Origin of the sequence: Sphingobium sp. B2D3C (genome assembly GCF_025961835.1) — a bacterium.
In the GTDB taxonomy this organism is placed as follows: domain Bacteria; phylum Pseudomonadota; class Alphaproteobacteria; order Sphingomonadales; family Sphingomonadaceae; genus Sphingobium.
Genome location: NZ_JAOQOK010000001.1, coordinates 1,358,862 through 1,381,694 on the forward strand (window position 1 = coordinate 1,358,862; position 22,833 = coordinate 1,381,694).

At 65.6% G+C, this 22,833-nt stretch carries 21 protein-coding genes; 15 read left to right on the top strand and 6 right to left on the bottom strand.

Annotated elements, in window-relative coordinates; genetic code table 11:
- Nucleotides 1-77: 77 nt before the first annotated feature.
- Nucleotides 78-2,411 carry a glycine--tRNA ligase subunit beta gene (gene glyS, locus M2339_RS06295; protein WP_264587177.1) on the bottom strand — a complete coding sequence of 778 codons (2,334 nt, stop codon included), beginning with the start codon at nucleotides 2,409-2,411 and terminating at the stop codon, nucleotides 78-80.
- A 103-nt stretch (nucleotides 2,412-2,514) separates the two neighbouring features.
- Nucleotides 2,515-3,408: a glycine--tRNA ligase subunit alpha gene (locus M2339_RS06300; RefSeq protein ID WP_264587176.1), complete on the bottom strand. Its 894-nt coding sequence runs from the start codon at nucleotides 3,406-3,408 to the stop codon at nucleotides 2,515-2,517.
- A 171-nt stretch (nucleotides 3,409-3,579) separates the two neighbouring features.
- On the opposite strand from M2339_RS06300, the gene M2339_RS06305 reads away from it, so the two are divergent.
- The 4 genes from M2339_RS06305 to pth all read left to right on the top strand — a co-directional run bounded on the left by M2339_RS06305 (nucleotide 3,580) and on the right by pth (nucleotide 6,830).
- Complete coding sequence (locus tag M2339_RS06305; RefSeq protein WP_264587175.1) at nucleotides 3,580-4,515, top strand: TraB/GumN family protein; 936 nt, start codon at nucleotides 3,580-3,582, stop codon at nucleotides 4,513-4,515.
- A 27-nt stretch (nucleotides 4,516-4,542) separates the two neighbouring features.
- Nucleotides 4,543-5,487 (top strand): TraB/GumN family protein, encoded by a 945-nt coding sequence (locus tag M2339_RS06310; RefSeq protein WP_264587174.1) that lies wholly within the window; start codon nucleotides 4,543-4,545, stop codon nucleotides 5,485-5,487.
- Between the two features lie 122 nt (nucleotides 5,488-5,609).
- The gene (locus M2339_RS06315) at nucleotides 5,610-6,233 is read left to right on the top strand and encodes a 50S ribosomal protein L25/general stress protein Ctc (RefSeq protein ID WP_181559604.1); all 624 of its coding nucleotides are present in this window, start codon (nucleotides 5,610-5,612) and stop codon (nucleotides 6,231-6,233) included.
- A 27-nt stretch (nucleotides 6,234-6,260) separates the two neighbouring features.
- Nucleotides 6,261-6,830, top strand: a complete 570-nt coding sequence (pth, locus tag M2339_RS06320; RefSeq protein WP_264606262.1) for an aminoacyl-tRNA hydrolase — start codon at nucleotides 6,261-6,263, stop codon at nucleotides 6,828-6,830.
- Nucleotides 6,831-6,848: 18 nt separating this feature from the next.
- Here the strand turns inward: pth and M2339_RS06325 are convergent, their stop codons facing one another.
- Nucleotides 6,849-7,469: a septal ring lytic transglycosylase RlpA family protein gene (locus M2339_RS06325; protein ID WP_413714738.1), complete on the bottom strand. Its 621-nt coding sequence runs from the start codon at nucleotides 7,467-7,469 to the stop codon at nucleotides 6,849-6,851.
- Between the two features lie 898 nt (nucleotides 7,470-8,367).
- Between M2339_RS06325 and M2339_RS06330 the strand changes: the two genes are divergently transcribed.
- The 4 genes from M2339_RS06330 to M2339_RS06345 all read left to right on the top strand — a co-directional run bounded on the left by M2339_RS06330 (nucleotide 8,368) and on the right by M2339_RS06345 (nucleotide 13,382).
- Nucleotides 8,368-10,254 carry a PhoX family protein gene (locus M2339_RS06330; protein WP_264606263.1) on the top strand — a complete coding sequence of 629 codons (1,887 nt, stop codon included), beginning with the start codon at nucleotides 8,368-8,370 and terminating at the stop codon, nucleotides 10,252-10,254.
- Nucleotides 10,255-10,404: 150 nt separating this feature from the next.
- Nucleotides 10,405-11,502 carry a redox-regulated ATPase YchF gene (ychF, locus tag M2339_RS06335; RefSeq protein WP_264606264.1) on the top strand — a complete coding sequence of 366 codons (1,098 nt, stop codon included), beginning with the start codon at nucleotides 10,405-10,407 and terminating at the stop codon, nucleotides 11,500-11,502.
- A 23-nt stretch (nucleotides 11,503-11,525) separates the two neighbouring features.
- Nucleotides 11,526-11,897, top strand: coding sequence for a hypothetical protein (locus M2339_RS06340; RefSeq protein WP_181559599.1), 372 nt, complete (start codon nucleotides 11,526-11,528; stop codon nucleotides 11,895-11,897).
- A gap of 39 nt (nucleotides 11,898-11,936) precedes the next feature.
- Nucleotides 11,937-13,382, top strand: a complete 1,446-nt coding sequence (locus M2339_RS06345) for a hypothetical protein (RefSeq protein WP_264606265.1) — start codon at nucleotides 11,937-11,939, stop codon at nucleotides 13,380-13,382.
- A gap of 164 nt (nucleotides 13,383-13,546) precedes the next feature.
- On the opposite strand, the gene M2339_RS06350 is transcribed toward M2339_RS06345, so the two are convergent.
- Entirely contained in the window at nucleotides 13,547-14,269 is a 723-nt protein-coding gene (locus M2339_RS06350; RefSeq protein WP_264606266.1) for a class I SAM-dependent methyltransferase, read from the bottom strand.
- Complete coding sequence (locus M2339_RS06355) at nucleotides 14,266-14,727, bottom strand: Rrf2 family transcriptional regulator (RefSeq protein WP_264606267.1); 462 nt, start codon at nucleotides 14,725-14,727, stop codon at nucleotides 14,266-14,268. Before M2339_RS06355 ends, M2339_RS06350 begins: the two co-directional genes overlap by 4 nt.
- 116 nt (nucleotides 14,728-14,843) lie before the next feature.
- Between M2339_RS06355 and M2339_RS06360 the strand changes: the two genes are divergently transcribed.
- The 3 genes from M2339_RS06360 (at nucleotide 14,844) to M2339_RS06370 (ending at nucleotide 16,327) form a co-directional block, all read left to right on the top strand.
- Nucleotides 14,844-15,305 (top strand): MaoC family dehydratase, encoded by a 462-nt coding sequence (locus M2339_RS06360; RefSeq protein WP_264606268.1) that lies wholly within the window; start codon nucleotides 14,844-14,846, stop codon nucleotides 15,303-15,305.
- Between the two features lie 90 nt (nucleotides 15,306-15,395).
- Nucleotides 15,396-15,923 (top strand): nuclear transport factor 2 family protein, encoded by a 528-nt coding sequence (locus M2339_RS06365; RefSeq protein WP_181559596.1) that lies wholly within the window; start codon nucleotides 15,396-15,398, stop codon nucleotides 15,921-15,923.
- The gene (locus M2339_RS06370) at nucleotides 15,920-16,327 is read left to right on the top strand and encodes a nuclear transport factor 2 family protein (protein ID WP_264570236.1); all 408 of its coding nucleotides are present in this window, start codon (nucleotides 15,920-15,922) and stop codon (nucleotides 16,325-16,327) included. Before M2339_RS06365 ends, M2339_RS06370 begins: the two co-directional genes overlap by 4 nt.
- 24 nt (nucleotides 16,328-16,351) lie before the next feature.
- Here M2339_RS06370 and mutL read toward each other — a convergent pair whose 3' ends face one another.
- The gene (mutL, locus tag M2339_RS06375) at nucleotides 16,352-18,130 is read right to left on the bottom strand and encodes a DNA mismatch repair endonuclease MutL (protein ID WP_264587166.1); all 1,779 of its coding nucleotides are present in this window, start codon (nucleotides 18,128-18,130) and stop codon (nucleotides 16,352-16,354) included.
- Between the two features lie 144 nt (nucleotides 18,131-18,274).
- Between mutL and M2339_RS06380 the strand changes: the two genes are divergently transcribed.
- From M2339_RS06380 to mrdA, 4 genes are read left to right on the top strand one after another with little or no spacing between them, the layout of a single operon-like run.
- Nucleotides 18,275-19,318 (top strand): rod shape-determining protein, encoded by a 1,044-nt coding sequence (locus M2339_RS06380; protein ID WP_181559593.1) that lies wholly within the window; start codon nucleotides 18,275-18,277, stop codon nucleotides 19,316-19,318.
- 16 nt (nucleotides 19,319-19,334) lie between these two features.
- A complete protein-coding gene (gene mreC, locus M2339_RS06385; RefSeq protein ID WP_264587165.1) occupies nucleotides 19,335-20,225 on the top strand; it encodes a rod shape-determining protein MreC in 891 nt (296 codons plus the stop codon).
- Nucleotides 20,222-20,737, top strand: a complete 516-nt coding sequence (locus M2339_RS06390; RefSeq protein WP_264587164.1) for a rod shape-determining protein MreD — start codon at nucleotides 20,222-20,224, stop codon at nucleotides 20,735-20,737. Before mreC ends, M2339_RS06390 begins: the two co-directional genes overlap by 4 nt.
- Nucleotides 20,722-22,812 (top strand): penicillin-binding protein 2, encoded by a 2,091-nt coding sequence (mrdA, locus tag M2339_RS06395; protein ID WP_264587163.1) that lies wholly within the window; start codon nucleotides 20,722-20,724, stop codon nucleotides 22,810-22,812. The genes M2339_RS06390 and mrdA overlap by 16 nt, the downstream gene beginning before the upstream one ends.
- Nucleotides 22,813-22,833 lie beyond the last annotated feature (21 nt).

The window sequence follows — 22,833 nt, forward strand, 5'->3', positions numbered from 1 at the left end:
CACTCCACCTGCATTGGAATGCGCGCGCAAGCAGCCGTTATGGTCTCGCCGCCGACGCGCGATTATTGCTCGCGAACCTAACCTTCGATTTTCGAGAAGTCGGCAACTTTGTGCACCGCAGCGCGAATACGGGTCAACAGACTTAACCGTGATTGGCGCTTGACCGGATCGGCATCGTTCACCGTCACCGTCTCGAAGAACGCATCGATCGGCGCGCGAAGCGTGGCCAGCGCGGCCATCGCGCTCTCGAAATCCTCCGCCTTGATCGCCGCCTGCGCGCGCGGCTCGGCCTCATCGAGCGCGCTCACCAGTGCCGCCTCGGCGGGCTCCTGCGCGTAGCCGGGCTCAGCCGCGAACTGCGCCTCATGCGCGCGCATGGCGTCGGCCATTTCCGGATCGGTCAGCGCTTCGCCGGGGTCTTCCTCGCCAAGCTGGCTCTGCGGCTTCCCCCCCTCGGGCTGCTCCTTCTTGAGGATATTAGCTGCACGCTTGTAGCCCGCGAGGAGGTTCTTGCCGTCCTCGGTGCTGACAAAGGATTGCAGCGCATGGACGCGGGCGAGCAAGCGAACGAGATCGTCCTCGCCACCGAGCGCGAACACGGCGTCGATGAGGTCGTGGCGGACGCCCGCCTCGCGCTGCTGAACCTTGAGGCGGTCGACTATGAAGCCAATTATCTCGCTGGCAAGCTCTTCAAGCTTTGCCTCACTAGCCATGCTGGCCGAGCGGCTTTCAACGCCGTCACCAAACCCTTGTCCATAAATGCGCTCAAAGATCGGGAATGAGTCTGTCGATGGCGACAGAATGGGTTGGTTCTTGATCACCTCCAGCAACGAGAAGCGTAGTTCGCCTCTGAAAGCAAGAGACCCTATAGCGAGGCTTGCCCGGCGAAGGGCGAACGGATCTTTAGAACCTGTCGGCCGCTCTTCAATCCCGAAGAAGCCAGCAAGCGTATCCAGCTTATCCGCGAGCGACACCGCCACCGTCACCGGCGCAGTCGGAACCTCATCCCCCTGCCCGACCGGCTTGTAATGATCGCGGATCGCATCGGCCACCGCATCCGGCAGACCTTCGGCGCGGGCGTAATAGCCGCCCATCAGGCCCTGCAGTTCGGGGAACTCGCCGACCATTTCGGTGACGAGATCGGCCTTGCACAGGCGGGCGGCCTGTTCGGCGAGGTCGGCCAGTTGCGCTTGGCTGTGCTCCTGCGAAGGCAGGAGCCCAGGGCCAGCTTGGGCGACATCGCTCTGGGTTCCTGCCTTCGCAGGAACACGGGGTTGGTTATCGCCGCCGACAATGCCTTCTTCCACCAGCCAGCGGGCGAGCTTCGCCACGCGGTCCACCTTGTCCGCGACGGTGCCCAGCTTCTCATGGAAGGTGATGCGCGAGAGCTTGCGCGCATGGTCTTCCAGCTTCGTCTTCTTGTCCTGCTCCCAGAAGAAGCGGGCATCGGAAAGACGTGCGGCGAGCACCTTACCATTGCCCTCGACAATTGCGGTGCCACCATCGCTGGCCTCGATGTTCGCCGTGCAGATGAAGGCATTGGCCAGCTTGCCAGCACTATCCCGCAGCACGAAATATTTCTGGTTGATGCGCAGCGTAAGCTGGATGACCTCGGGCGGCACCTCCAGAAACGCGGCATCGAAGCGGCCGAGCAGCGGCACCGGCCATTCTGTCAGCCCGGCATTCTCGGCGACGAGGCCGGCATCGGGGATCAGTTCCAGACCGGCCTGCGTCGCCAGTTCGTTGGCGCGCCGATCGATGATCGCCTTGCGCTTCTCCTGATCGACGATGACATAGGCCGCGCGCAGTTGATCGGCATAGGTCGCGGCGCTCTCGATGCTGATCTCGCCGCTCGAATGGAAGCGGTGACCGCGCGTCGTCCGCCCGGTTGCGATCCCCTCGATGGCGAAGGGCACCACATCATTGCCGAGCAGCGCGATGATGCCCTGCAGCGGACGCACCCAGCGCAGGCTCTCGGTGGAGAGGCTGGCATCGCCCCAGCGCATCGACTTGGGCCAGGGGAAGGCGCGCACCACCTGCGGGATCGCCTCGGCCAGCACATCGGCCGTCGCGCGGCCAGGCTTCTCGACCGTCGCGAACCACACACCATCGCGATCCTCAAGCTGGTCCTGCGTCAGGCCGGTCTTGCGCAGAAAGCCCTCCAGCGCCTGCGGCGGGGCCGAGGTGCGCGGGCCTTTGAATTCCTCGCTGACGGCTTGCGTCGAAAGCGGCAGCGCGCGCGCGATCAGGGCGAGGCGGCGGGGCGTCACATGGACGGTCAGCCCCTCGGGCTTGAGGCCGGCCTGCGCCAGCGCTTCGCTGAATAGCCGGGCGAAATCCTCGCTGGCCTTGGCCTGCATGCGCGCCGGGATTTCCTCGCACCGCAGCTCGAGAAGGAAGTCAGCGCTCATTGATGCTCTCCGTTCGGTTCGAGCGAAGTCGAGAACCTCTGAGCCCATGCTGAACGTGTCTCGACTTCGCTCGACACGAACGGGAATGAAGTGCTGATCGTCATCATTCCGCCCACCCGTTATGCGTCATCCAGGCCTCGCAGCTCCCCTTCGCGAGATCGCGCACGCGGCCCATGTAGCTGGCGCGCTCCTGCACGCTGATCACGCCGCGCGCCTGCAGCAAATTGAAGACATGGCTCGCCTCGATGGCCTGCTCATAGGCCGCGAGGGGAACGCCGGCCGCGATGCTCGCCTTGCACTCTTCCTCGCAATCCTTGAACCAGCGGAACAGCTTGTCCGTGTCCGCCACCTCGAAGTTCCACTTGGAGAGCTGGCGCTCATTTTCGAGGAACACATCGCCATAAGTGACGGCGGGCCGATCCCCTACTGCCTCATTGAAGACTAGATCGTACACGCTGTCGACGCCCTGGATATACATGGCGAGGCGCTCCAGCCCGTAGGTGAGCTCGCCCGCCACCGGCTTGCAGTCGAACCCGCCCATCTGCTGGAAATAGGTGAACTGCGTCACCTCCATGCCATCGCACCAGACTTCCCAGCCCAGCCCCCAGGCGCCGAGCGTCGGGCTCTCCCAATCGTCCTCGACGAAGCGGATGTCGTGCAGCAGCGGATCGATGCCGATGGCATTGAGCGAGCCGAGATAGAGATCCTGCAGATCCGGCGGGCTCGGCTTCATGATCACCTGATATTGGTAATAATGCTGCAGCCGGTTGGGGTTCTCGCCATAGCGCCCGTCCGTCGGCCGGCGCGAGGGCTGCACATAGGCGCAGTTCCACGGGTTCGGCCCCAGGCTGCGCAGCGTGGTCGCGGGGTGGAAGGTGCCCGCCCCGACCCGCATGTCGAAGGGCTGGAGGATCACGCACCCCTGCGCTGCCCAATAGTCATGCAGCGTCAGGATGAGTTGCTGAAAGCTCAGCGGTTTGGAGGCCTTATCCTGCATGGTTCAACCGTTTCACGTCTAAGCTTGAGCGGCTGTGCGCCGCCTGTCGGAACGCGCGCGCTTTGGCCCATGGGGCTAACGCGGTCAAGCCGCGCGGTGGCGCCGGGCCGGGCGGGGTTGCGTCCGCGCGCCAACTTGCCCAATGCAGGCGGTGATTTGAGGAGCGCGTGCATGAACTGGAAAACATTGATCCTCGGTTGGGCGCTGCTGCTGCCCCCGGCCCTCACCGGCCCCGCGCTCGCCCAGCAACCCAAGGCGCCGGCCACACCGGCAGCCGCTGCGGAGGCGCCCACCATTCACGCGCGCCCCGCCCTGTGGGTGGTGCGGGACAGGGACACGACGATCTACCTCTTCGGCACCATTCATCTGCTCAAGCCGGGCATCAGCTGGTTCGAGGGGCCGGTGCGCAAAGCGTTCGACAAGGCGGATACCGTCGTGCTGGAGGTCATCGATCAGGATCAGGGCGCCACGCGGGAGGCAATCATGCAGCGGGCGGTGGCCCCGGGCCTGCCGCTCTCCAACAAGCTCGATGAGGCGACCCGCACCGCTTATTTCGCCGCGCTGGAGAAATATGGCGTCTCGACCCTGCTGTTCGACCATGTGAAGCCTTGGTTCGCGGCCACGACCCTGACCGTGCTGCCGCTGGATGCCCTCGGCTATTCGCCCGAAAGCGGCGTCGACAAGGCGGTTAAGGCTGCGGCGGCCAGCGCGGGCAAGTCGCTGGTCGGGCTGGAGACCTCCAGCGAGCAGATCGGCTTTTTCGACCAGATGCCCGAGGGCGTGCAACTGACCCTGCTCAAGGAGACGCTGGCGGAGCTGCCGACGCTCGCCGAAACCATCGACGGCATGGTCGCCGCGTGGAGCGCTGGCGACGAAGAGCGGCTCGCGGCGCTGATGAACGAGACGACCGAGAGCAGCGAAGAGATCGAGCGCATCCTGCTGACCGACCGCAATGCCCGCTGGGCCGAATGGATCGCCGCGCGGATGAAGCAGCCCGGCACGGTCTTCATGGCGGTGGGCGCGGGTCATCTGTCGGGAGACAAGAGCGTGCAGGCGATGCTCGAAAAGCACGGGCTGTCCGCCAAGCGGGTGAAATGGCCCCGGTGATGGACGGGGTAGAATAAGGGCTCATCGATGAGCGGGCCGCACCCAGCCTTGAACAAGCGCCGCCTTGCGCCGCTGCTGCTGATCGCCTTGGCCTCGCTGGCGGCCCTCCTGTGGCTGGGCTGGCGGATCGGCGCGCCGACGCAGCCCGATCCCGCCACCGTCACGGCGCGCCCGGCGCTGTGGCAGGCCAGCAAAGGTGAGGCGCGGCTCTGGCTGTTCGGCACCATCCATGCCGTGCCGCGCGGCGAGGCCTGGCTTTCTCCGGCCATCGCCAAGGCGGCGGACGAAAGCGACCGCTTGTATCTTGAGGTCACCGGCCTTGAAGGCGAGCGCGAGAGCCGGGCGGTGTTCGAGCGGCTGGGGCGGCGCGCCGGCCTGCCGCCCATCGCCGCGCGCCTCTCGCCTGAGGATGCCGAGCGCTATCGGGCGCTGCAGGCGAACCACGGCGCCGCGCTCGATCAGCTGGACGGCTATGAGAGCTGGGCCGCCGCCCTGCTCCTCAACGCTGCGGCTGCCTCCGGACTCTCGCTCACCGCCGCAGAGGCGGGCGAAGCGGTGCTGGAGCAACGCTTCAACAAGGCCTCGCGGCCGGTTCTCGGGCTGGAGACCATCGACCAGCAGTTGGGCCTGTTCGACAGGATGCCGGAGAGCGAGCAACGGCTACTGCTCAGCCAGTCCCTCACGGATGCGGCGCAGGCCCCTGCCCTCTACCGCAGCCTGTTCACCGCCTGGGCGAGCGGCGACGTGGCCCGGCTGGAGCGCGAGTTCATCGCCCCGTTCGCGCGCGCGCCGGCTCTGCGCGCAAGACTGATCGACGGGCGCAATGAGCGCTGGGCGCGGCATCTCGATGCGGCCATGACGGCCCAACCCGGCACCGCTTTCGTCGCGGTCGGCGCCGGGCATCTGGTTGGCGATGCCAGCCTGCAGTCCCGCCTTGCCGCGCGCGGATGGCGCATCGATCGGGTGCAATGAACGCGCGCTCGGTCGCTTCGCTTGCTTTCCCCGCAATTTGCCGCTAATCGCCCCGGCTTCCGTCATGGTCATCCCTGGAGGCGTGGCGGAGATTCTAGCACTAAGCTTCTGGAGACACGCACATGAGCGATACGCTTACGCTGTCGGCCGAGGCACGCGATCGGGCAGGCAAGGGAGCCTCCCGCGCTCTCCGCCGTGAGGGCCGCGTTCCCGCCGTCATTTATGGCAATAATGAAGAGCCGCAGTCGATTCACGTTGAGGAAAAGATCCTCAACAAGCTGCTCGGCACGGGCCATTTCTTCAATTCGGTCGTCATGGTCGAAGTGGGCGGCAAGAAGGTCCGCACGCTCCCCAAGGACGTGGCGTTCCATCCGGTGACGGATCGTCCGCTCCATGCCGACTTCCTGCGTGTTTCCGAACACGCCCAGGTGCATGTGAATGTGCCCGTGGTGTTCGAGAACGAAGAGGCCGCTCCCGGTCTCAAGCGCGGTGGCGTGCTCAACGTCGTCCGTCACGAGCTGGAAATGATCGTGGATGCCGCCGAGATTCCGGACAGCATCACGGTTGACCTCACCGGCTTCGACGTCGGCGATTCGATCCACATCAGCGCGGTGAAGCTGCCCAAGGGCGCCGAGCCGGCGATCACCGATCGCGATTTCACCATTGCCACCATCGTTGCTCCGTCCGCGCTCAAGTCGAGCGAAGGCGACACGACGAAGGACGGCGAAGAGGCCGGCGAGGCGTAAGCCTCTCCGCGCGGGGGGAGCGCATCTGTGCAACTCTGGGTTGGCCTCGGCAATCCCGGATCGCAATATGCGCTCCACCGCCACAATGTCGGCTTCATGGCGCTGGACGTCATCGCCGCAGACTACGGCTTTTCGCCGTGGAAGAAGCAGTTTCAGGGCCTCGTTTCCGAAGGCCGCATCGGCCCGCACAAGGTGCTGCTGTTCAAACCCCAGACATTCATGAACCAGAGCGGGCGCGCCATTCGTGCCGCCTGTGATTTCTACAAGCTCGGTGTCGAGGACGTCACCGTCTTCCACGACGAGCTCGATCTTGCGCCGATGAAGATGAAGGTGAAGCGCGGCGGCGGCACTGCCGGCCATAACGGCCTGCGCTCCACTGACGCGCATCTGGGCAAGGAGTTTCGCCGCGTGCGCATCGGCATCGGCCATCCCGGCGACAAGGACCGCGTGACCGGCCATGTGCTCGGCAATTATGCCAAGATCGAGATCGATCCGCTGGCCGACCTGCTCGGCGCCATGTCGCGCGAGGCGGAATGGCTGGCTGCGGGCGACGATCTGCGCTTCATGAACGAGGTCGCGCGCCGCCTGCAGGACTGACAGCGGGCGCGGGCGCCGTTACCGGCTGCCGCCATTCTGCGCCTGCGCGGCGCGATAGGCCGCGAGACGGGCACGCCAAGGCGCCAGCGTCTGTTGCGGCACGTCCGGCCGGGCCATGGCCGGTTTTCCCGCCCGCAGCCGCGCCCGATCGGCCTCGGGCGGCTCGACCCGTCGCACCCGCACCTGCACCGTGCCCTGCTGCCTGATCCCGAGCAGTTCCGCTGCCCCTTGCGACAGGTCGATGATCCGGTTGCGGGCGAACGGCCCGCGATCGTTGACGCGCACCAGGATCGTCCGGCCCGTGTCCAGCGCCGTCACCTCGACATAGCTGGGCAGCGGCAAGGTGGAGTGCGCGGCGGAAATGCCGTGCTTTACAAAGCGCTCGCCATTGGCGGTCTGATTGCCGGACTCGCCGCCGTACCAGCTCGCATCGCCCAGCATGTCCAGCGTGCGATCATCGGTGGGCGTGTAGGTGACGCCGCGCACCACATAAGGCGGGCCGATGCGCACCGGCGTATCGCTGACCGGACGGAACTTGGTGCTGCCGGCGCACCCGGCGAGGGCCGGCACGACAAGCAAAGCGAGCCAGAAAGAGCGCCCCGGCAAGGCGCGCGGCATGGAAGAGCGGATCGCAAGCATCGGCTTACCCCTAACCCACTGCGCCGCCACGGTGAAGAGATGAGTCGTCAGCTAGGGTGCGGGCACAAGCTGGCTGCTTCCGGTAATGTCGGCTATCCTGCATTGTCGTCGCGATGCAGATATTCCCGACACGACAACATTGCCGAAATTCGCTCACTATAGCAGCAGCCACTTCACGACGCACGCGCCAGCCAAGAGGACCAGACCGCATCCCCACCACGGGATGAGGGTGCCATCGTCATAATCTCCCAAGTCGACATACCGTTGCACCGCTTGCCTTTGACGCGCCCCGTATGCGCCGTCGCGGGATCGAATGTCAGCATCATTAAGATAGTGGTGAACGGCCTCCGGCGTCGCGTCGATTGGCAGTTCCTCCTGAAGCTCGCTTGCTAGCCGATCCACCTCAAGCCAATCTGTTGGCTCTCGTTGTTCGACAGCCAGAATGGCCGCTAAGCGGCTGCGTAGCTCGTCCATTTCCACGCCTACAGACTACAGGAGTTGGCGCTTGTTGCAACGGCCGCTTTCTACGCCAAGTCAGCCGTACAGACCTCCTGGGCTGTGTCTGAAATCGGACGTCGCATGCCCCTGAATTTTATCCAAGCCGCTCACCCTTCGTTATTCCCGCGCGCGCGGGAATCCAGCTGGAGCGTTGGTCCCGAATGTAAGCGTCGATCTGGATTCCCGCGTGCGCGGGAATGACGGCGTTTTGTGCCCCCGAGCTATCGACTTCCCGGTCAGCCCCATCCCTCACCTCACCTAAGTCACGGAACTGACTTGCAATCTTCATCCCCGTGCCATCGCCTCGCAATCATCATGTCATGCACCTCTGCGATCAGGCCCCGCCTGAGCGGCAAATGCACCTTCCGCGAGCCGTGGCGGAACCAATTCAGGGGAAATCATGTCACATCTTACCGACGAAGCCCGCGCGCCCTACCGGACCGCGATGTCTAACGAGGCCAATCCCAACAGTCTGGAAGCGATTGTCGAGGCCAATCCTTCGCGCCGCACGATCATCAAGAACGGCCTGTTCGGCCTGTCGATCTTCCCGGTCGCGGCGATGCTCTCGGCCTGCGGGGAGGACAAGGATGGGATGGTGACCATTCCCAATCCCACGCCGACACCCAGCCCGACGCCGACCCCCACGCCCACGCCGGCGGTCAGCTACGCCATCGAGTTCACGTCGGTGGCCGCCAACCAGGACGACAAGGTCACCGTGCCGGCCGGCTATGACGTGAAAGTCCTGCTGAAGGCGGGCGATGCCATCGAGACCGGCGTCACCGGCTATGCCGGCAGCTTCCCGACGCCTGCGACGGCGGAGAAATGGGCCGGCGGCAATCATGACGGCATGGAATATTTCGAGCTGTCGGGCGTCGACCCCAACAAGGGCGGCCTGCTGGCGATCAATTTCGAATATCCCGATTTCAACATTCTGATGAACGGCAATTACGATGCCGCCACCGCCACCACGGACCAGAAGGCGCTTGCGCTCTCGGCCGTAGGCATTGGCGTGGTGGAAGTCGCCAAGGGCAGCGATGGCAACTGGGCGGTGAAGGCCGGCTCGCAATATAACAAGCGCTATACCGGCAACTCCAATTACCGCGCGGGTGGGCCGGCCGCCGGGCTGCTCTCCGGCACGATCAAGGGCATGCTCAACAATTGTTCGAGCGGCCGCACGCCGTGGGGCACCTACCTCACCTGCGAGGAAACGACGGACAATTATCTCGACCCCACGCGCCCCGAGCGGGATTATGGCTGGGTGGTCGAGATCGACCCGCTGCAGGAGCTGGCTCCGGCGACTAAGCGGACCGCCATGGGCCGGTTCAGCCACGAGAATGTCGCGCACCTCACCAACAGCGATCGCCGCGTGGCCTTCTACATGGGCGACGATTCGACGCCGGGCTGCATCTACAAGTTCGTGCCGGATCAGGCCTACAGCACGACCAACCGGGCGGCGAACAGCAACCTGCTCGACTATGGCACACTCTATGTCGCCAAGTTCAATGCGGACGGCTCGGGCGAGTGGAAAGCGCTGGTGCAGGGCCAGAACGGTCTTGTCGCCAATGCGTCCGATCCGGGCGATGTCAGCCAATTCACGACGGCCCCTGCGCCGACGCCGGTGAGCTTCAACAGCCAGGCCGACGTGCTGATCAATTGCGCCTCGGCCGCGCGGGTTGCGGGTGGCACCGTGATGGATCGGCCGGAGTGGATCACGGTTTCGCCGGACGGCAAGACGATCTTCGTGACGCTGACCAACAACAGCGGCCGTAAGGTGACCGATGCGGCGAACCCGCGCGTCACCAACCGCCACGGCCACATCCTCAAATTCCGCGAGAGCGGCGATTCTCCGCTGGCGACCGGCTTCACCTGGGAGCTGTTCCTGCTGGCCGGCGACCCCGGTTATGCCGCAGGCGGCAACAATCTGGTCGGCAACATCAATGGCGATACCTTCTCCAGCCCCGATGGCATCCGCATCGATCCGCAGGGGCGCCTGTGGGTGCAGACCGACCATAGCGTGCCGGGCACATCGGGCGCGAGCGGCGTCACCATCGAGCAGGTCGTCGGGCACAATGCGATGTTCTACATCGACCAGACCAGCAAGAAGAGCAAACGCTTCCTTGTCGGCCCGACCGGCTGCGAGATCACCGGCCTTGCCTATACGCCGGACCTCAAGACCTTCTTCGTGAACATCCAGCACCCGACCGGCAACTGGCCGATCGCCGGCGAGCAGCCCCGCTCCTCGACCGTCGTCATCACCCGGACGGACGGCAAGCCCGTCGGCGCCTGACCGGTTCACGATCCGACACTGCATCGCCGCCGCGCCCACCCCGGCGCGGCGGTTTCTTGTTGGGCGCTGCGGTTGAGACGGCTGGCCATGGCAGCGACAGGGCGCTAAGGGGCCACATCACGTGCTTCCAGATCGAACGGACAGATTTCCATGGGTTTCAAATGCGGGATCGTCGGCCTGCCCAATGTCGGCAAGTCGACTCTCTTCAATGCGCTGACCGAGACGCAGGCAGCGCAGGCTGCCAACTATCCCTTCTGCACCATCGAGCCGAATGTCGGCCAGGTCTCGGTGCCGGATGCGCGGCTCGACGAGCTCGCGGCCATTGCCGGCAGCCAGAAGATCATCCCGACCCAGCTGGCCTTTGTGGATATCGCGGGCCTGGTGCGCGGCGCCTCCAAGGGCGAGGGCCTGGGCAACCAGTTCCTCGGCAACATCCGCGAAGTGGACGCCATCGTGCATGTGCTGCGCTGCTTCGAGAATGACGACATCCAGCATGTCGACAATCGCGTCGATCCCATTGCCGATGCCGAGACGGTCGAGACCGAGCTAATGCTCTCCGACCTTGAAAGCTTGGAAAAGCGCGTGCCCGCCTTTGCCAAGAAGGCGACCGGCGGCGACAAGGAAGCCAAGATTGCCGCCGCCGTGCTCGGCCGCGCGCTCGATCTGCTGCGCGAGGGCAAGCCCGCGAGGCTCGTCGAGATCAATGACGAGGAGGAAGCGCGCATCTTCCAGCAGGCGCAGCTGCTGACCTCCAAGCCCGTGCTCTATGTGTGCAATGTCGAGGAAGAGAGCGCAGCGGAAGGCAATGCCTTCAGCGCCCGCGTGTTCGAGAAGGCCAAGGCCGAGGGCGCGCAGGCGGTGGTCGTATCAGCCGCGATCGAGGCCGATCTCGTCACGATGCCGATCGAGGATCGCGCCGAGTTTCTGGAGGCCATGGGCCTGGAGGAAGCGGGGCTCGCCCGCGTGATCCGCGCCGGCTACGATCTGCTGCACCTCATCACCTTCTTCACCGTCGGCCCCAAGGAAGCGCGTGCCTGGACGGTCCATCGCGGCGCCAGCGCGCCGGAAGCAGCGGGCGAAATCCACAGCGATTTCCAGAAGGGCTTCATCCGCGCCGAAACCGTCGCCTTCGACGATTTCATCTCGCTTGGCGGCGAGGCGAAGGCGCGCGAGGCCGGCAAGCTGCGCGCCGAAGGCAAAGCCTATGTGGTGCAGGACGGCGACGTGATGCACTTCCTTCACAGCTAGATCGGTGCGATAACCTCGCCATCATGCCGTTGCCCCGCCGACTACTCTGCGCGCTGCTGACGCTGCTGCTGGCTCTGCCGGCCATGCAGGCCAGCGCGTGTGCGCCGGGGAGCGAGGGGACGGGCGTCGCGCACCATGCGAGCGCCCAGACTGCCGCGCCGCATGGCGATCACGCTGCCCATAGCGGCCATGCTCCGTCCATCCCGGATGGCTCCAAGCCGGCGGTGGCGCATCATGATTGCATCGGCTGCGTCGCGCCGATCGACAGCCGGAGCTACCGCCCGGTCGATCGACTGTCCTTGCTGCCCGGCAAGGCGAACTGGTCTCCCAACCCTGCCCGCCTGACCGACTGGCTGGGATCGCCCGATACCCCTCCTCCCCGACAGGTCCTCTGAACGCTTTTCCCAAACAGCTTCAGACAGGACTTTTATATCATGAGTTTTCGATTGAACGTGGCTGCGAGCCTGCTCGCGGCAGCCTCGCCCGTTGCCCTCTTCGCGCAGGCGCCGACGGCCGGGCATGACCATGCCGGACACCAGAGCGCCAGCCCGCTGACACCGCCCGCCGAAAATGCCGGCGAGACGATGGACCATTCGACCATGGATCATGGCGCGATGGATCATGGCGCGATGGATCATGCCGGCATGAACCATTCTGGCATGGATCATTCTGGAATGGATCACGCCCAGCACAATGGCGAAACACCCGCCTCGGCACCGAACCACGTCCACCCCACCGACACCGCCCAACCTTATGTCGATGGCTCCGGCACGGCGCGGCTCCCGGCAGCACAAGGCCCGATGAGCGGCCTTCATGCGATGAGCGGCGACTGGATGTTGATGGCGCACGGCAATGTCCAGCTCAATTACACCGATCATAAGGGGCCGCGCGGTGACGATCTGGTCTACGCCACCTCGATGCTGATGCTGGCGGCGGAGCGGGATCTGGGCGGTGCGCGGCTCGCGCTCCGCTCGATGCTCAGCCTTGAACCGACCATGTCGGCGCGGGGCTACCCCAATCTCTTTGCCACGGGCGAGACGGCGGGTGGCGCTGCGCTGGTCGACCGCCAGCATCCGCACGATCTCTTCATGGAGCTGGCCGCGCGGCTGGACGTGGACATCGCGCCCGGCGCAAGCGTCTTCCTCTATGGCGGACCGGTCGGCGAGCCGGCGCTGGGCCCCTCGGCCTTCATGCACCGGGCGAGCGCGCATTATAATCCCGAGCCGCCGATCACCCACCACTGGTTCGATTCCACCCATATCACTTATGGCGTGGTGACTGCGGGCGTCGCCTTGCCGCAATGGCAGCTCGAGGGCTCGGCCTTTCGGGGGCGTGAGCCGGATGAGGAGCGCTGGGGCATCGAGACGCCCAAGCTCGATAGCTGGTCGGTGCGGCTGAGCTGGACGCCGACGCCCAACTGGGCCGCGCAGGTCAGCCATGGCTTCCTCAAAAATCCCGAGACGCTTCATGGCGACCAGAACGAGCATCGTACCACGGCCAGCGTGCATTATGCGGACGGCGCCCTCTCGGCGACCGCGGCCTTCTCCGCCAAGAACCGCGACCCCGGCGATACGCTGACCGCCTGGCTCGGCGAGATCAATTACGATCTGACGCCGCGACACAGCCTGTTCGGCCGGGTCGAGAATGTCGCCAATGATGAGCTGATCCCCGATCATGACGATCCGCTCCACGACGTGCCGTTCCGCATCACCAAGATGCAGGCTGGCTATGCGTGGAACACCCCGATCGGTGACGGCCCGGTCCACCTTGCGCTTGGCGGTAGCGTCAATCTCTACGCCAAGCCGGCGGCGCTGGATGCGGTCTATGGGGATAATCCCTGGGGCTACACGCTGTTCGCGCGCCTTTCCTTGGGGCGCTGATACGTCCAGACAATGACTCCCCTCTCTTCAGAGGAGGGGCCGGGGGTGGTGGCGATGCGCGAGCATCGCAGGTTCGGTGAATGACTGCGCGGTTGCAGCACCACCCCAACCCCTCCTCTGAGCCGCAGGCGAGCGAAGCTCAACAGGAGGGGCTAATTGAGCTGTCAGGCGTGGCCGACCCAGCCCCGCCACGTGAAAGCAGCGTAGAACAGCGCCATGTCCGCAAAGCCGCCGGCTCTCAAAATGGCTTCGTCTTCTTCAGGCGAGAGGCAGTGGAGGCTGGCGGCGACGGCGGCGCGGGCCTTGGCGGTGTCGGCCGGGTCCGCGCCCATAGCCTTGGGATAAGCGGCATAGCGGTCCAGCCAGACATTGCGGGTCTCCGCATCCTGCGGGAAGCTGCTATGGGCAGCGACGAAGGGTGCGCCTGGGCGCAGGCGGCGGTGGATTTGCTGCACGGTGCGCGTCCGCTCGGTGGGGTCGAGAAAATGCAGGGTCAGGAGGCAGACTGCCGCATCGAATGGCCCGTCCGGCGCATCGTCGATCAGCCCGTGCACCAACTCGACGCGCTCCATCAGCGGCCCGAGTTGGCGTTCGGCCAGTTTCAGCATTTCGCCGGCCGGGTCCACGCCCACGAAGCGCCAACTTGGTTGCGCCTCAGCGAGCGCCTTCAATTCCATGCCCCCGCCCGCACCGAGCACGAGCACCCGCCCGTCCGGTGGGGCGCGCTCGGCAAGCAGCAGTCCGGTCATCCGGTGCAGCGCATCCAGCCCCGGCACGAAGCGGCGCGGGCCATCCCAGTAGCGGGCCGTGGCTGCCGGATCGTCGAAGGCTTTGATGAACATGTCCGGGTCCACCGTCTCATCCGGTGCGGTGTCGTGCGTGGTCATGGATTTTCGATCCTGTGTTGGGCGCCGTAATCGGACGGCAAGAGACGGTGGAAGCCGGCACTGAGACTGGCGAGCGTGACGGTGGCGTAGGAGTCGAGCAACAATGCCTCGGCCTGCCGCAGCGGTGCATCGAGCGCAGCGTTGACGGCCCGCTCGACCGCGCAGCCGGGGTTGTCGCTGCGATTGCCGATGGCGAAGAGCGGCGGCGCCCCGATGGCCCGATAGATATCCAGCAGCGTGACGGCCGCCGGATCGCAGGCAATCGACCAGCCCCCGCCAGGGCCCTTTTCCGAGCGGACATAACCGGAGTCCCGCAAGCCGGCCATGACCCGGCGGATCACCACCGGATTGGTCTGCATGATTCTGGCCAGCATCTCCGATGTAACCGGACGCTGCTGCTCCGCCATGTGGAGGAGGACGTGGAGGACGCCGGACAATTTGCTGCTGTTGCGACTCATGCAACATATCATGTTACATATTCGCGTCCTATTCAAGCCCTATGAGCGCAGCTTGCCCTTCTTGCCCTCGCCGCTTAGGCAAACGGCCATCCGATCCCTGAACCGAAGGCACAGACATGGACTATTATTGGGAAGACCTGGAACTCGGCCTCACCGAGCATTTCGGCCCGTTCGAAGTGGATCGCGAGGAAGTGATCGCCTTTGCCGAGCGCTATGATCCGCAGCCCTTCCACCTCGATGAAGAAGCGGCCGCAAAGACCCATTTCGGTCGGCTCGCGGCGAGCGGCTGGCAGACCTGCGCGATGATGATGGGCGCCATGGTGCGGGCGCGGCAGAATAGCGGCGGGTGGCAGGCCAATGCCCTGGGTGCGATGGGTCTGGACGAACTGCGCTGGCGCCGCCCGGTCTTCCCGGGCGACGTGCTGCGCGGATCGAGCGAACTGGTCGAGAAGCTGGAATCGCGCAGCCGGCCGGAGACGGGCATCCTCAAATGGCGCACCCGCCTGCTCAATCAGGACGATCAGGAAGTGCTCAGCCTTGTCTCCGTCGTGCTCCATCGTCGCCGCCCGCAGGCCTGATGCGACAAATGCTGCACAAGATGTATTGATCTCTCAACATCCTTGCTGCACCCTGCGCGCGTCGGCCATGGGGGCGGCAAGGAGAGGATCATGAAGGATGACAAGGCTGTGCCGGTAGCGCTCGCACCCTCGCGGCGCACGTTCATCGCCGGGGCGGCTGCGCTCGGCATTGGCAGCACCAGCGCGCTTGCAAGGGCCGCAACGCAGGAGGGCACCGTGCCGTCGCAGCCCTGGTTCGAGGCGTATCTGGCCGCGTTCAACCGCGCCGACGAAGCGGTGTTCAGCGCTTATTATGCCGATGACGTGCAGTTCTTCGGCCAGGCCGCGCAGGTGACCGGCCGGCAGGCGGTGATCGATTTCTATCGCGGCGTGCGCAAGCATCTGCATGAGAAGGTGGATCTGCTGACCTATGTGGGCGATCCGTCCGGCGCGCATATCCTCGCGGTGCTCCGCACGACGCTGGTGGCGCACACCGACTGGCCGGACATGCCGACCGGCGCGCTCAAGGCGGGCGACACGCGCTCGAGCGTCAACTTCGTCATGTACGACATCAAGGATGGCCGGTTCACGCGGGTCCGCTCGGCCCGGTTCAGTCCGCAGAAGGGGCGCAGCGCATGACGCAGGAAGATCGCTTCCGGGCCTATATCGCCTCGTTCAATGCGCAGGACTGGCCCGCACTGGTGAAGAATTATGCGCCTGATGTGCATCTCGTCATCGGCAATGGCACCGAGCTGATCGGGCACGATGCCATCGTCGCCTTCTACAAGAAGGTGAACCAGCAGACGCGGCGCATCATTCAGGTTCGCAATGTCTTCACCGATGGCAAGCGGCTGGTCGCCGAGCTGGAATCGGAGTTTCTGGCCACGGTTGATGCGCCCGATTTCACCTCCGGCCCGCTCAAGAAAGGCGACCGCATCCACATCAACAGCTTCGCGCTGTATGAATATGTCGGCGACGTCTTCACCAACATCCGCTCGGCGGTGTTCCGGCGGGAGTTCATCCCGGCCGGCAAGAGCGAATAAGCAGCGCGAACAAGCCGCGCCGGCTCAATGCCGGCCGAACAGCTTCTCGATGTCGCCATGCGCCAGCTTGATCCATGTCGGCCGGCCATGGTTGCATTGCCCGCTATGCGGCGTGACCTCCATCTCGCGAAGCAGCGCGTTCATTTCCGCCACGGAGAGCACCCGCCCTGCCCGCACCGAGCCGTGGCAGGCCATGGTCGCCGCAACAAGATCGAGCCGGGCCTTGAGCGAGGCGGCATCGCCCAGCGCGGCCAGATCGTCGGCGAGATCGCGAACGAGGCCGGGCACGTCGCTGGTGCCCAGCAGGGCCGGTGCGGCGCGGACGAGGATCGCCGCCGGGCCGAAGCGCTCGACCTCCAGCCCGAGTTCGGCCAACTCGGCGGCGCGCGCCTCGATCCGGTCGCAGGCCGGCTCATCCAGCTCGACCACTTCCGGCAACAGCAGCGCCTGCCGCGCCACCGCGCCCTCTACGAGAGCCCGCCGCATCCGCTCCAGCACGAGGCGTTCGTGCGCGGCATGCTGATCGACCAGCACCAGCCCGTCCTCCGCCTCGGCGACTATATAGGTCCGCGCCACCTGCCCGCGCGCCACGCCCAATGGAAACTCACGGTGCTCGGCCTGCGGCTGCGCGACCGGCGCTTCCGCCCGGCCTGACGGCGCAAAGCCGGTGAAACGGGCCTGTCGGTCTCCAAACAGCGGCACGCCGCCATAAGCACCGCCGGATGACGGCGCCCGCCAAGTTGTGGGAGCCTCGGGTGCCTGCGCCCCTTCGCGCTGCCACAGATCGGCGGCGCTGGCCTCGGGCCGATTGGCGACCCGCATTCCGGCATCATCGAGCGCCCGGCGGAGGCCACTGACGATCATCCCGCGCATGAAGGCGGGATCGCGGAAGCGTACTTCTGTCTTGGCAGGGTGCACGTTCACGTCCACGTCCGGCATCGGCACATTCAGGAACAAGGCCAGCACCGGATGCCGGTCCCGCGCAATGAAATCGGCATAGGCGCCGCGCACAGCGCCCACCAGCAGGCGGTCGCGCACCGGGCGGCCGTTGACGAAGAGATATTGATGATCGGCCGAGCCGCGATGATAGGTCGGCAGCGAGGCGACGCCGCTGATCGTCACCGCCTCCCGTTCCAGCGAGACAATGACGTGATTGTCGGCTAGCTCGCGATCGATGAGCTGGGCCACGCGGTCCTCTCTGGTCTGCCCGCCCGGTAGCGAGAACACCCGGCGCCCGTCATGCTCCAGCACGAATGCGACATCGTTGCGCGCCATGGCGAGGCGGCGGACGATGTCGAGGCAGGCGGCATATTCCGACCGCGCCGAGCGCAGGAACTTGCGGCGCGCCGGAACGCGCTCGAACAGCCCATCCATCTCCACGCGCGTGCCGGGCGCCATCGCGCAGGGGGCGGCGGTGGCCAGCACGCCATTGTCGCACACCAGGCGCCATCCATCCGCATCGCGCTGACGGCTGGCGATGCTGAGGCGCGAGACGCTGCCGATCGAGGGCAGCGCCTCACCCCGAAAACCGAGCGTCCTGACCGCCTCGATGGCCTCGTCAGGCAGCTTGGATGTCGCGTGGCGCTCCAGCGCAAGCGGCAGATCGTCGCGGCTCATGCCATGGCCATCATCGGTGACGCTCAGGCCGCCGAGGCCGCCCTGCTGCAGCGAGATCGCAACGGAGCGGGCCTGCGCATCCAGCGCGTTTTCCAGCAACTCCTTGAGCGCGCTCGCAGGGCGCTCGACCACCTCTCCGGCGGCAATTCGATTAACAAGGGACTCGGGGAGGCGGCGTATTGACATTGGATTGCGACTAGACCAAGCGAGCCTCCTACGCGAGCGAAAGCCACCCGTTTTTCCGGTGGCTGGAGTCGGCAGGGCGGGCATTCCCCGGAGCATCTGAAAGCCGCGTCCTCACCGGCGCGACCGGCATGAACAGGACAGTCAATGGCGTTCTTCTCCAATTGGTTCAAGTTCACTTCCAGGGACATGGCGATCGACCTCGGCACGGCCAACACAGTGGTCTATGTGCGCGGTCACGGCATTGTCCTCAATGAACCATCCGTGGTTGCGGTGGAGACGATCAACGGCGTGAAGCGCGTCAAGGCCGTCGGCGAAGACGCCAAGCTGATGATGGGCAAGACCCCGGAATCCATCGAGGCCATCCGCCCGCTGCGCGACGGCGTGATCGCCGACATCGACATTGCCGAGCAGATGATCAAATGGTTCATCAGCAAGGTCCATGGCCATCGCCGCTTCCCCCGCTTTCCCGAGATCGTGATCTGCGTGCCGTCCGGCTCGACCAGCGTCGAGCGCCGCGCGATCCGTGATGCCGCCAGCAACGCCGGCGCGAGCCAGGTCTTCCTGATCGAAGAGCCGATGGCCGCTGCGATCGGTGCCGACATGCCGGTCACCGAACCGATCGGCTCGATGGTCGTCGACATTGGCGGCGGCACGACCGAGGTCGCCGTGCTCTCGCTGCGCGGCCTGGCCTACACCACCAGCGTGCGCGTGGGCGGTGACAAGATGGATGAAGCCATCGTCTCCTATGTCCGTCGCCACCACAATCTGCTGATCGGCGAGGCCACGGCCGAGCGGATCAAGAAGGAATATGGCATCGCCCAGAAGCCGGCCGACGGCGTGGGCGCGACGATCCACATCAAGGGCCGCGACCTCGTGAACGGCGTGCCGAAGGAAATCGCGATCAATCAGGGCCAGATCGCCGATGCGCTGGCCGAGCCCATTGGCACCATCGTGGAAGGCGTGCGCATCGCGCTCGAGAACACCGCGCCGGAGCTGGCCGCCGACATCGTCGATCAGGGCATCGTCCTCACCGGCGGCGGCGCCCTGCTCAAGGGGCTGGACGAGGAACTGCGCGACGAGACCGGGCTTCCCGTGACCGTTGCGGAAGACCCGCTGACCTGCGTCGCCATCGGCACGGGGCGCGCGATGGAGGACCCGGTCTTCCGCGGCGTGCTCCAGACCGCCTAAGCCCGAGGTTGTTCGCATGGCGCCACCCGGCAACAGGCGCCCCGGCTTCAACCGGAAAGCGCAATATGGACTGTTCGCCAGCTATGTGATCGCGCTGCTCGGCGCGGTCGCTGGCCTGCTGATGCTGATCCTCTCAATTGCCGATCCCGCTGGCTTTGCCGGCTTGCGTTCGGCGGTGGCGGAAGTGACGCGCCCGATCTCCAGCAACCTGCGCTCGGTCGTCGTCGGCGTCGGCAATATCGAGGAAGAGTTTGCCGCCTATATCAACGCCGGCTCGCAGAACGCCGCCCTGCGCCGGCAGGTGGAAGCGAACCGCACGCGCCTCATCGAGGCCGAAGCGATCCGCCAGGAGAATATCCGGCTGCGCGATCTCCTCAAGCTGACCGAAACCGACCAGGGCGTCGTTGCTGCGGGCCATCTGATTTCCTCCACGCCGGCCAGCGCCGCCCGCCTGGCGCGCCTCGACATGGGCCGCAGCGAGGGCGTGAGCGCGGGCATGCCGGTGCGCGCGCCGGAAGGCCTGGTCGGTCGCGTGCTGCGTGCCGGACCGAACACAGCCGACGTCCTACTGCTTATCGATGAAGGCAATATCGTGCCGGTGCGTCGCACGAGCGACAATATTCCGGGCATCAGCTCCGGCCGGGGTGACGGCACGGTCGAGATCCGCGCGCTCAATGCCGAGCGCAATCCCTTCAAGCCCGGCGACGTGCTGGTCACATCCGGCATTGGCGGTCTGTATCGCTCCAATATCCCTGTGGCCATCGTCGCGCGGCGCGAAGGCGAGAAGGCCATCGCCATTCCACTCGCCAACCCCTCGCGCGTGGAGTTGGTCGTCGTGCAGGCCCCCTTCCGCCCGGAAGAAGCCGAGCGTGCCGGCAATGCCGCGCAGCCGCCCGCCGTGCCATGAACAGCCGCTACAGCAACCGGATCGGCCGCAAGCGGACCTGGCTGCACTTGCGCGGCGTGCCGGTCGCGTCCGTCCTTCTGGGCTCGATGCTGGCGCCGCTCATGCCGGTCATCGCGCAGACCCCCCTGCTCCCGCCGTTCGGCCTGATGATGCTGATCGCCTGGCGCGTGCTGCGTCCGGACATCTGGCCGCTGTGGATCGGCGTGCCGCTGGGGCTGGTGGATGATCTAATGAACGGGCAGCCGGTCGGCAGCGCCGTATTTCTATGGACGATCCTGCTGCTCGCCTTCGACTTTGAGGGGCAGCGGAACCTGTGGCGCGACTACTGGCATGGCTGGCTGCTCGGCTCGCTGGCGATCGGCTTTGCGCTGGCTGGTGGCTGGCTTGCCGTGCATCTCTCCGGCCATGGCGGGGAAATCATTCAAATCCTCCCGCAGTTCCTCTATAGTGTCGCCTTGTTCCCCTTCATCGTGCGCATTTGTGCCGCGTTGGACAAATGGCGGCTTCCGTGATTTCCTTCCGCAAGATCCTGTTCCCCAACAAAGTCGTCACCCCCGCCAGCCAGGCCTACAGCTTCAACCGCCGCACCTTCGTGCTCGGTGGGGCGCAACTGGCGGTGGGCGGCCTGCTGGTGGGACGCATGGGGTGGATCGCGATTGCGGAAAATGAGAAGTACCAGCTCCTCTCCGACAGCAACCGCATCAACCTGACGATCACCCCGCCCCGGCGGGGCTGGATTCTGGATCGGCGGGGGCAGGCGCTGGCCTCGAACCGTACCAATTTCCGCGTCGACATCATCCCGGATCGCTTGCGGGACCGGGAGCGGGTGGTGCGCGAGCTGGCTACGCTGCTGGCCCTGACGCCCAATGATGTGGACCGCATCAACGAGCATCTCGACCGCGCGGCGGGCTATCAGCCCGTGCAGGTGGCCGATGATCTGAGCTATGAGCAATATGCGGCGCTCTCCGTCCGCCTGCCCGATTTTCCCGGCGTCGTGCCCTCGCAGGGCTTTTCACGTTATTATCCTGCCGGGCCGCCGGTCGGCCATCTACTCGGTTATGTCGGCACACCGTCAGCCAAAGAATATAATGCGTCGCGTGACCCCTTGCTGATCACGCCCGGCTTCAAGCTCGGCAAGCAGGGGCTGGAGAAGTCGCTCAATTCAATTCTTACCGGCAAGCCCGGTGCCCGCCGCGTGGAAGTGACGGCGCGCGGGGCGATGGTGCGCGACCTCGAAACCCAACCCGATACGCCGGGCCGCTCCATCAAGCTGACCATCGATGCCGGCCTGCAGGAATTCGCCGGCCGGCGGCTGGGCACGCAAAGCGGCGCCGTGGTGATCATGGATTGCCACACCGGGGACATTCTCTGCTCCACCTCGATGCCGAGCTTCGACCCCAACAGCTTCTCCGAGGGCATTTCGCATCACGAATGGCAGATGCTCTCGCAAGACGACCATGTGCCCCTGCGCAATAAGACGCTGGGCGGGCTGTATCCGCCCGGATCGACCGTCAAGCCGATGATCGCCCTCTCCTTCCTCGAAGCCGGGCTGCCGGCCGAGGCGACGGTGAACTGCACCGGGGCGCTGCGGGTGGGCAATCGCCTGTTTCACTGCCATGCGCGTCGCGGCCACGGCACGGTGAACATGCACCGCGCCATCGAGCAGAGCTGCAACATCTATTTCTACTACTTCGCCCAGAAGATCGGCATGGACGCCATTGCCATGATGGCGCGGCGGCTGGGCCTCGGCCAGCGCTTCGACCTGCCCTTCCCCAACCAGAGCTACGGCACCGTGCCGGACCCGGCCTGGAAGATGAAGAAATACAACCAGCCCTGGCAGACCTATGACACGGTCAACGCGACCATCGGCCAGGGCTATATGCTGGTGAACCCGACGCAGATGTGCGTGATGGCCGCGCGCCTCGCCACCGGGCTCGATCTCGATCCGCATTTCATCGTCGACGGCAAGCGCCATCAGGGCGAGCCGCTGGGCGTGTCGCTCGAGCATCTTACGGTCATCCGCAATGCCATGAAGGATGTGGTCAACGGCGGCGGCACCGGCCGTGCAGCGCGGCTGGACGTTCCCGGCGTAATGCTCGCCGCCAAGACCGGCACGGCGCAGGTCGGCGCGATCAGCACCCGCGGGCAGCGCGCGGCAAGCCAGCCCTTCCGCCTTCGCGATCACGCCCTGTTCCAGGGCTTCGCGCCGCATGACAATCCGCGCTACGCCATCGCCACGATCATCGAACATGGCGGCCACATGGACCGGGTGCAGGACGCGCCGATGATCTCGGGCGATTGCATCACCTATCTCTACGATCCCGCCAAGGCGATGGAGAAGCTGCAGCGCTTCGAAGCGACCTGGGGCGGCACGCCGCAGATGCGCATGGAGCGCCAGCTCAACGCCTTCCGCATTGCGCGCGGCCTTGAGTCTGCGCCCCTCATGCCCGAGCCCGGCAATGCGGCCTCCCCGGCCGCCCCGACTCCCGCCACCCCGGCGCAGACCGGGAGCGAAGACGGCACCAATGCAAGCGAGGATGGCGACATCGATGCCCCCGTCGGCCCCGGCACCGGCGACACCGACTGAGCCGCACGCGGTTTTCTCGCA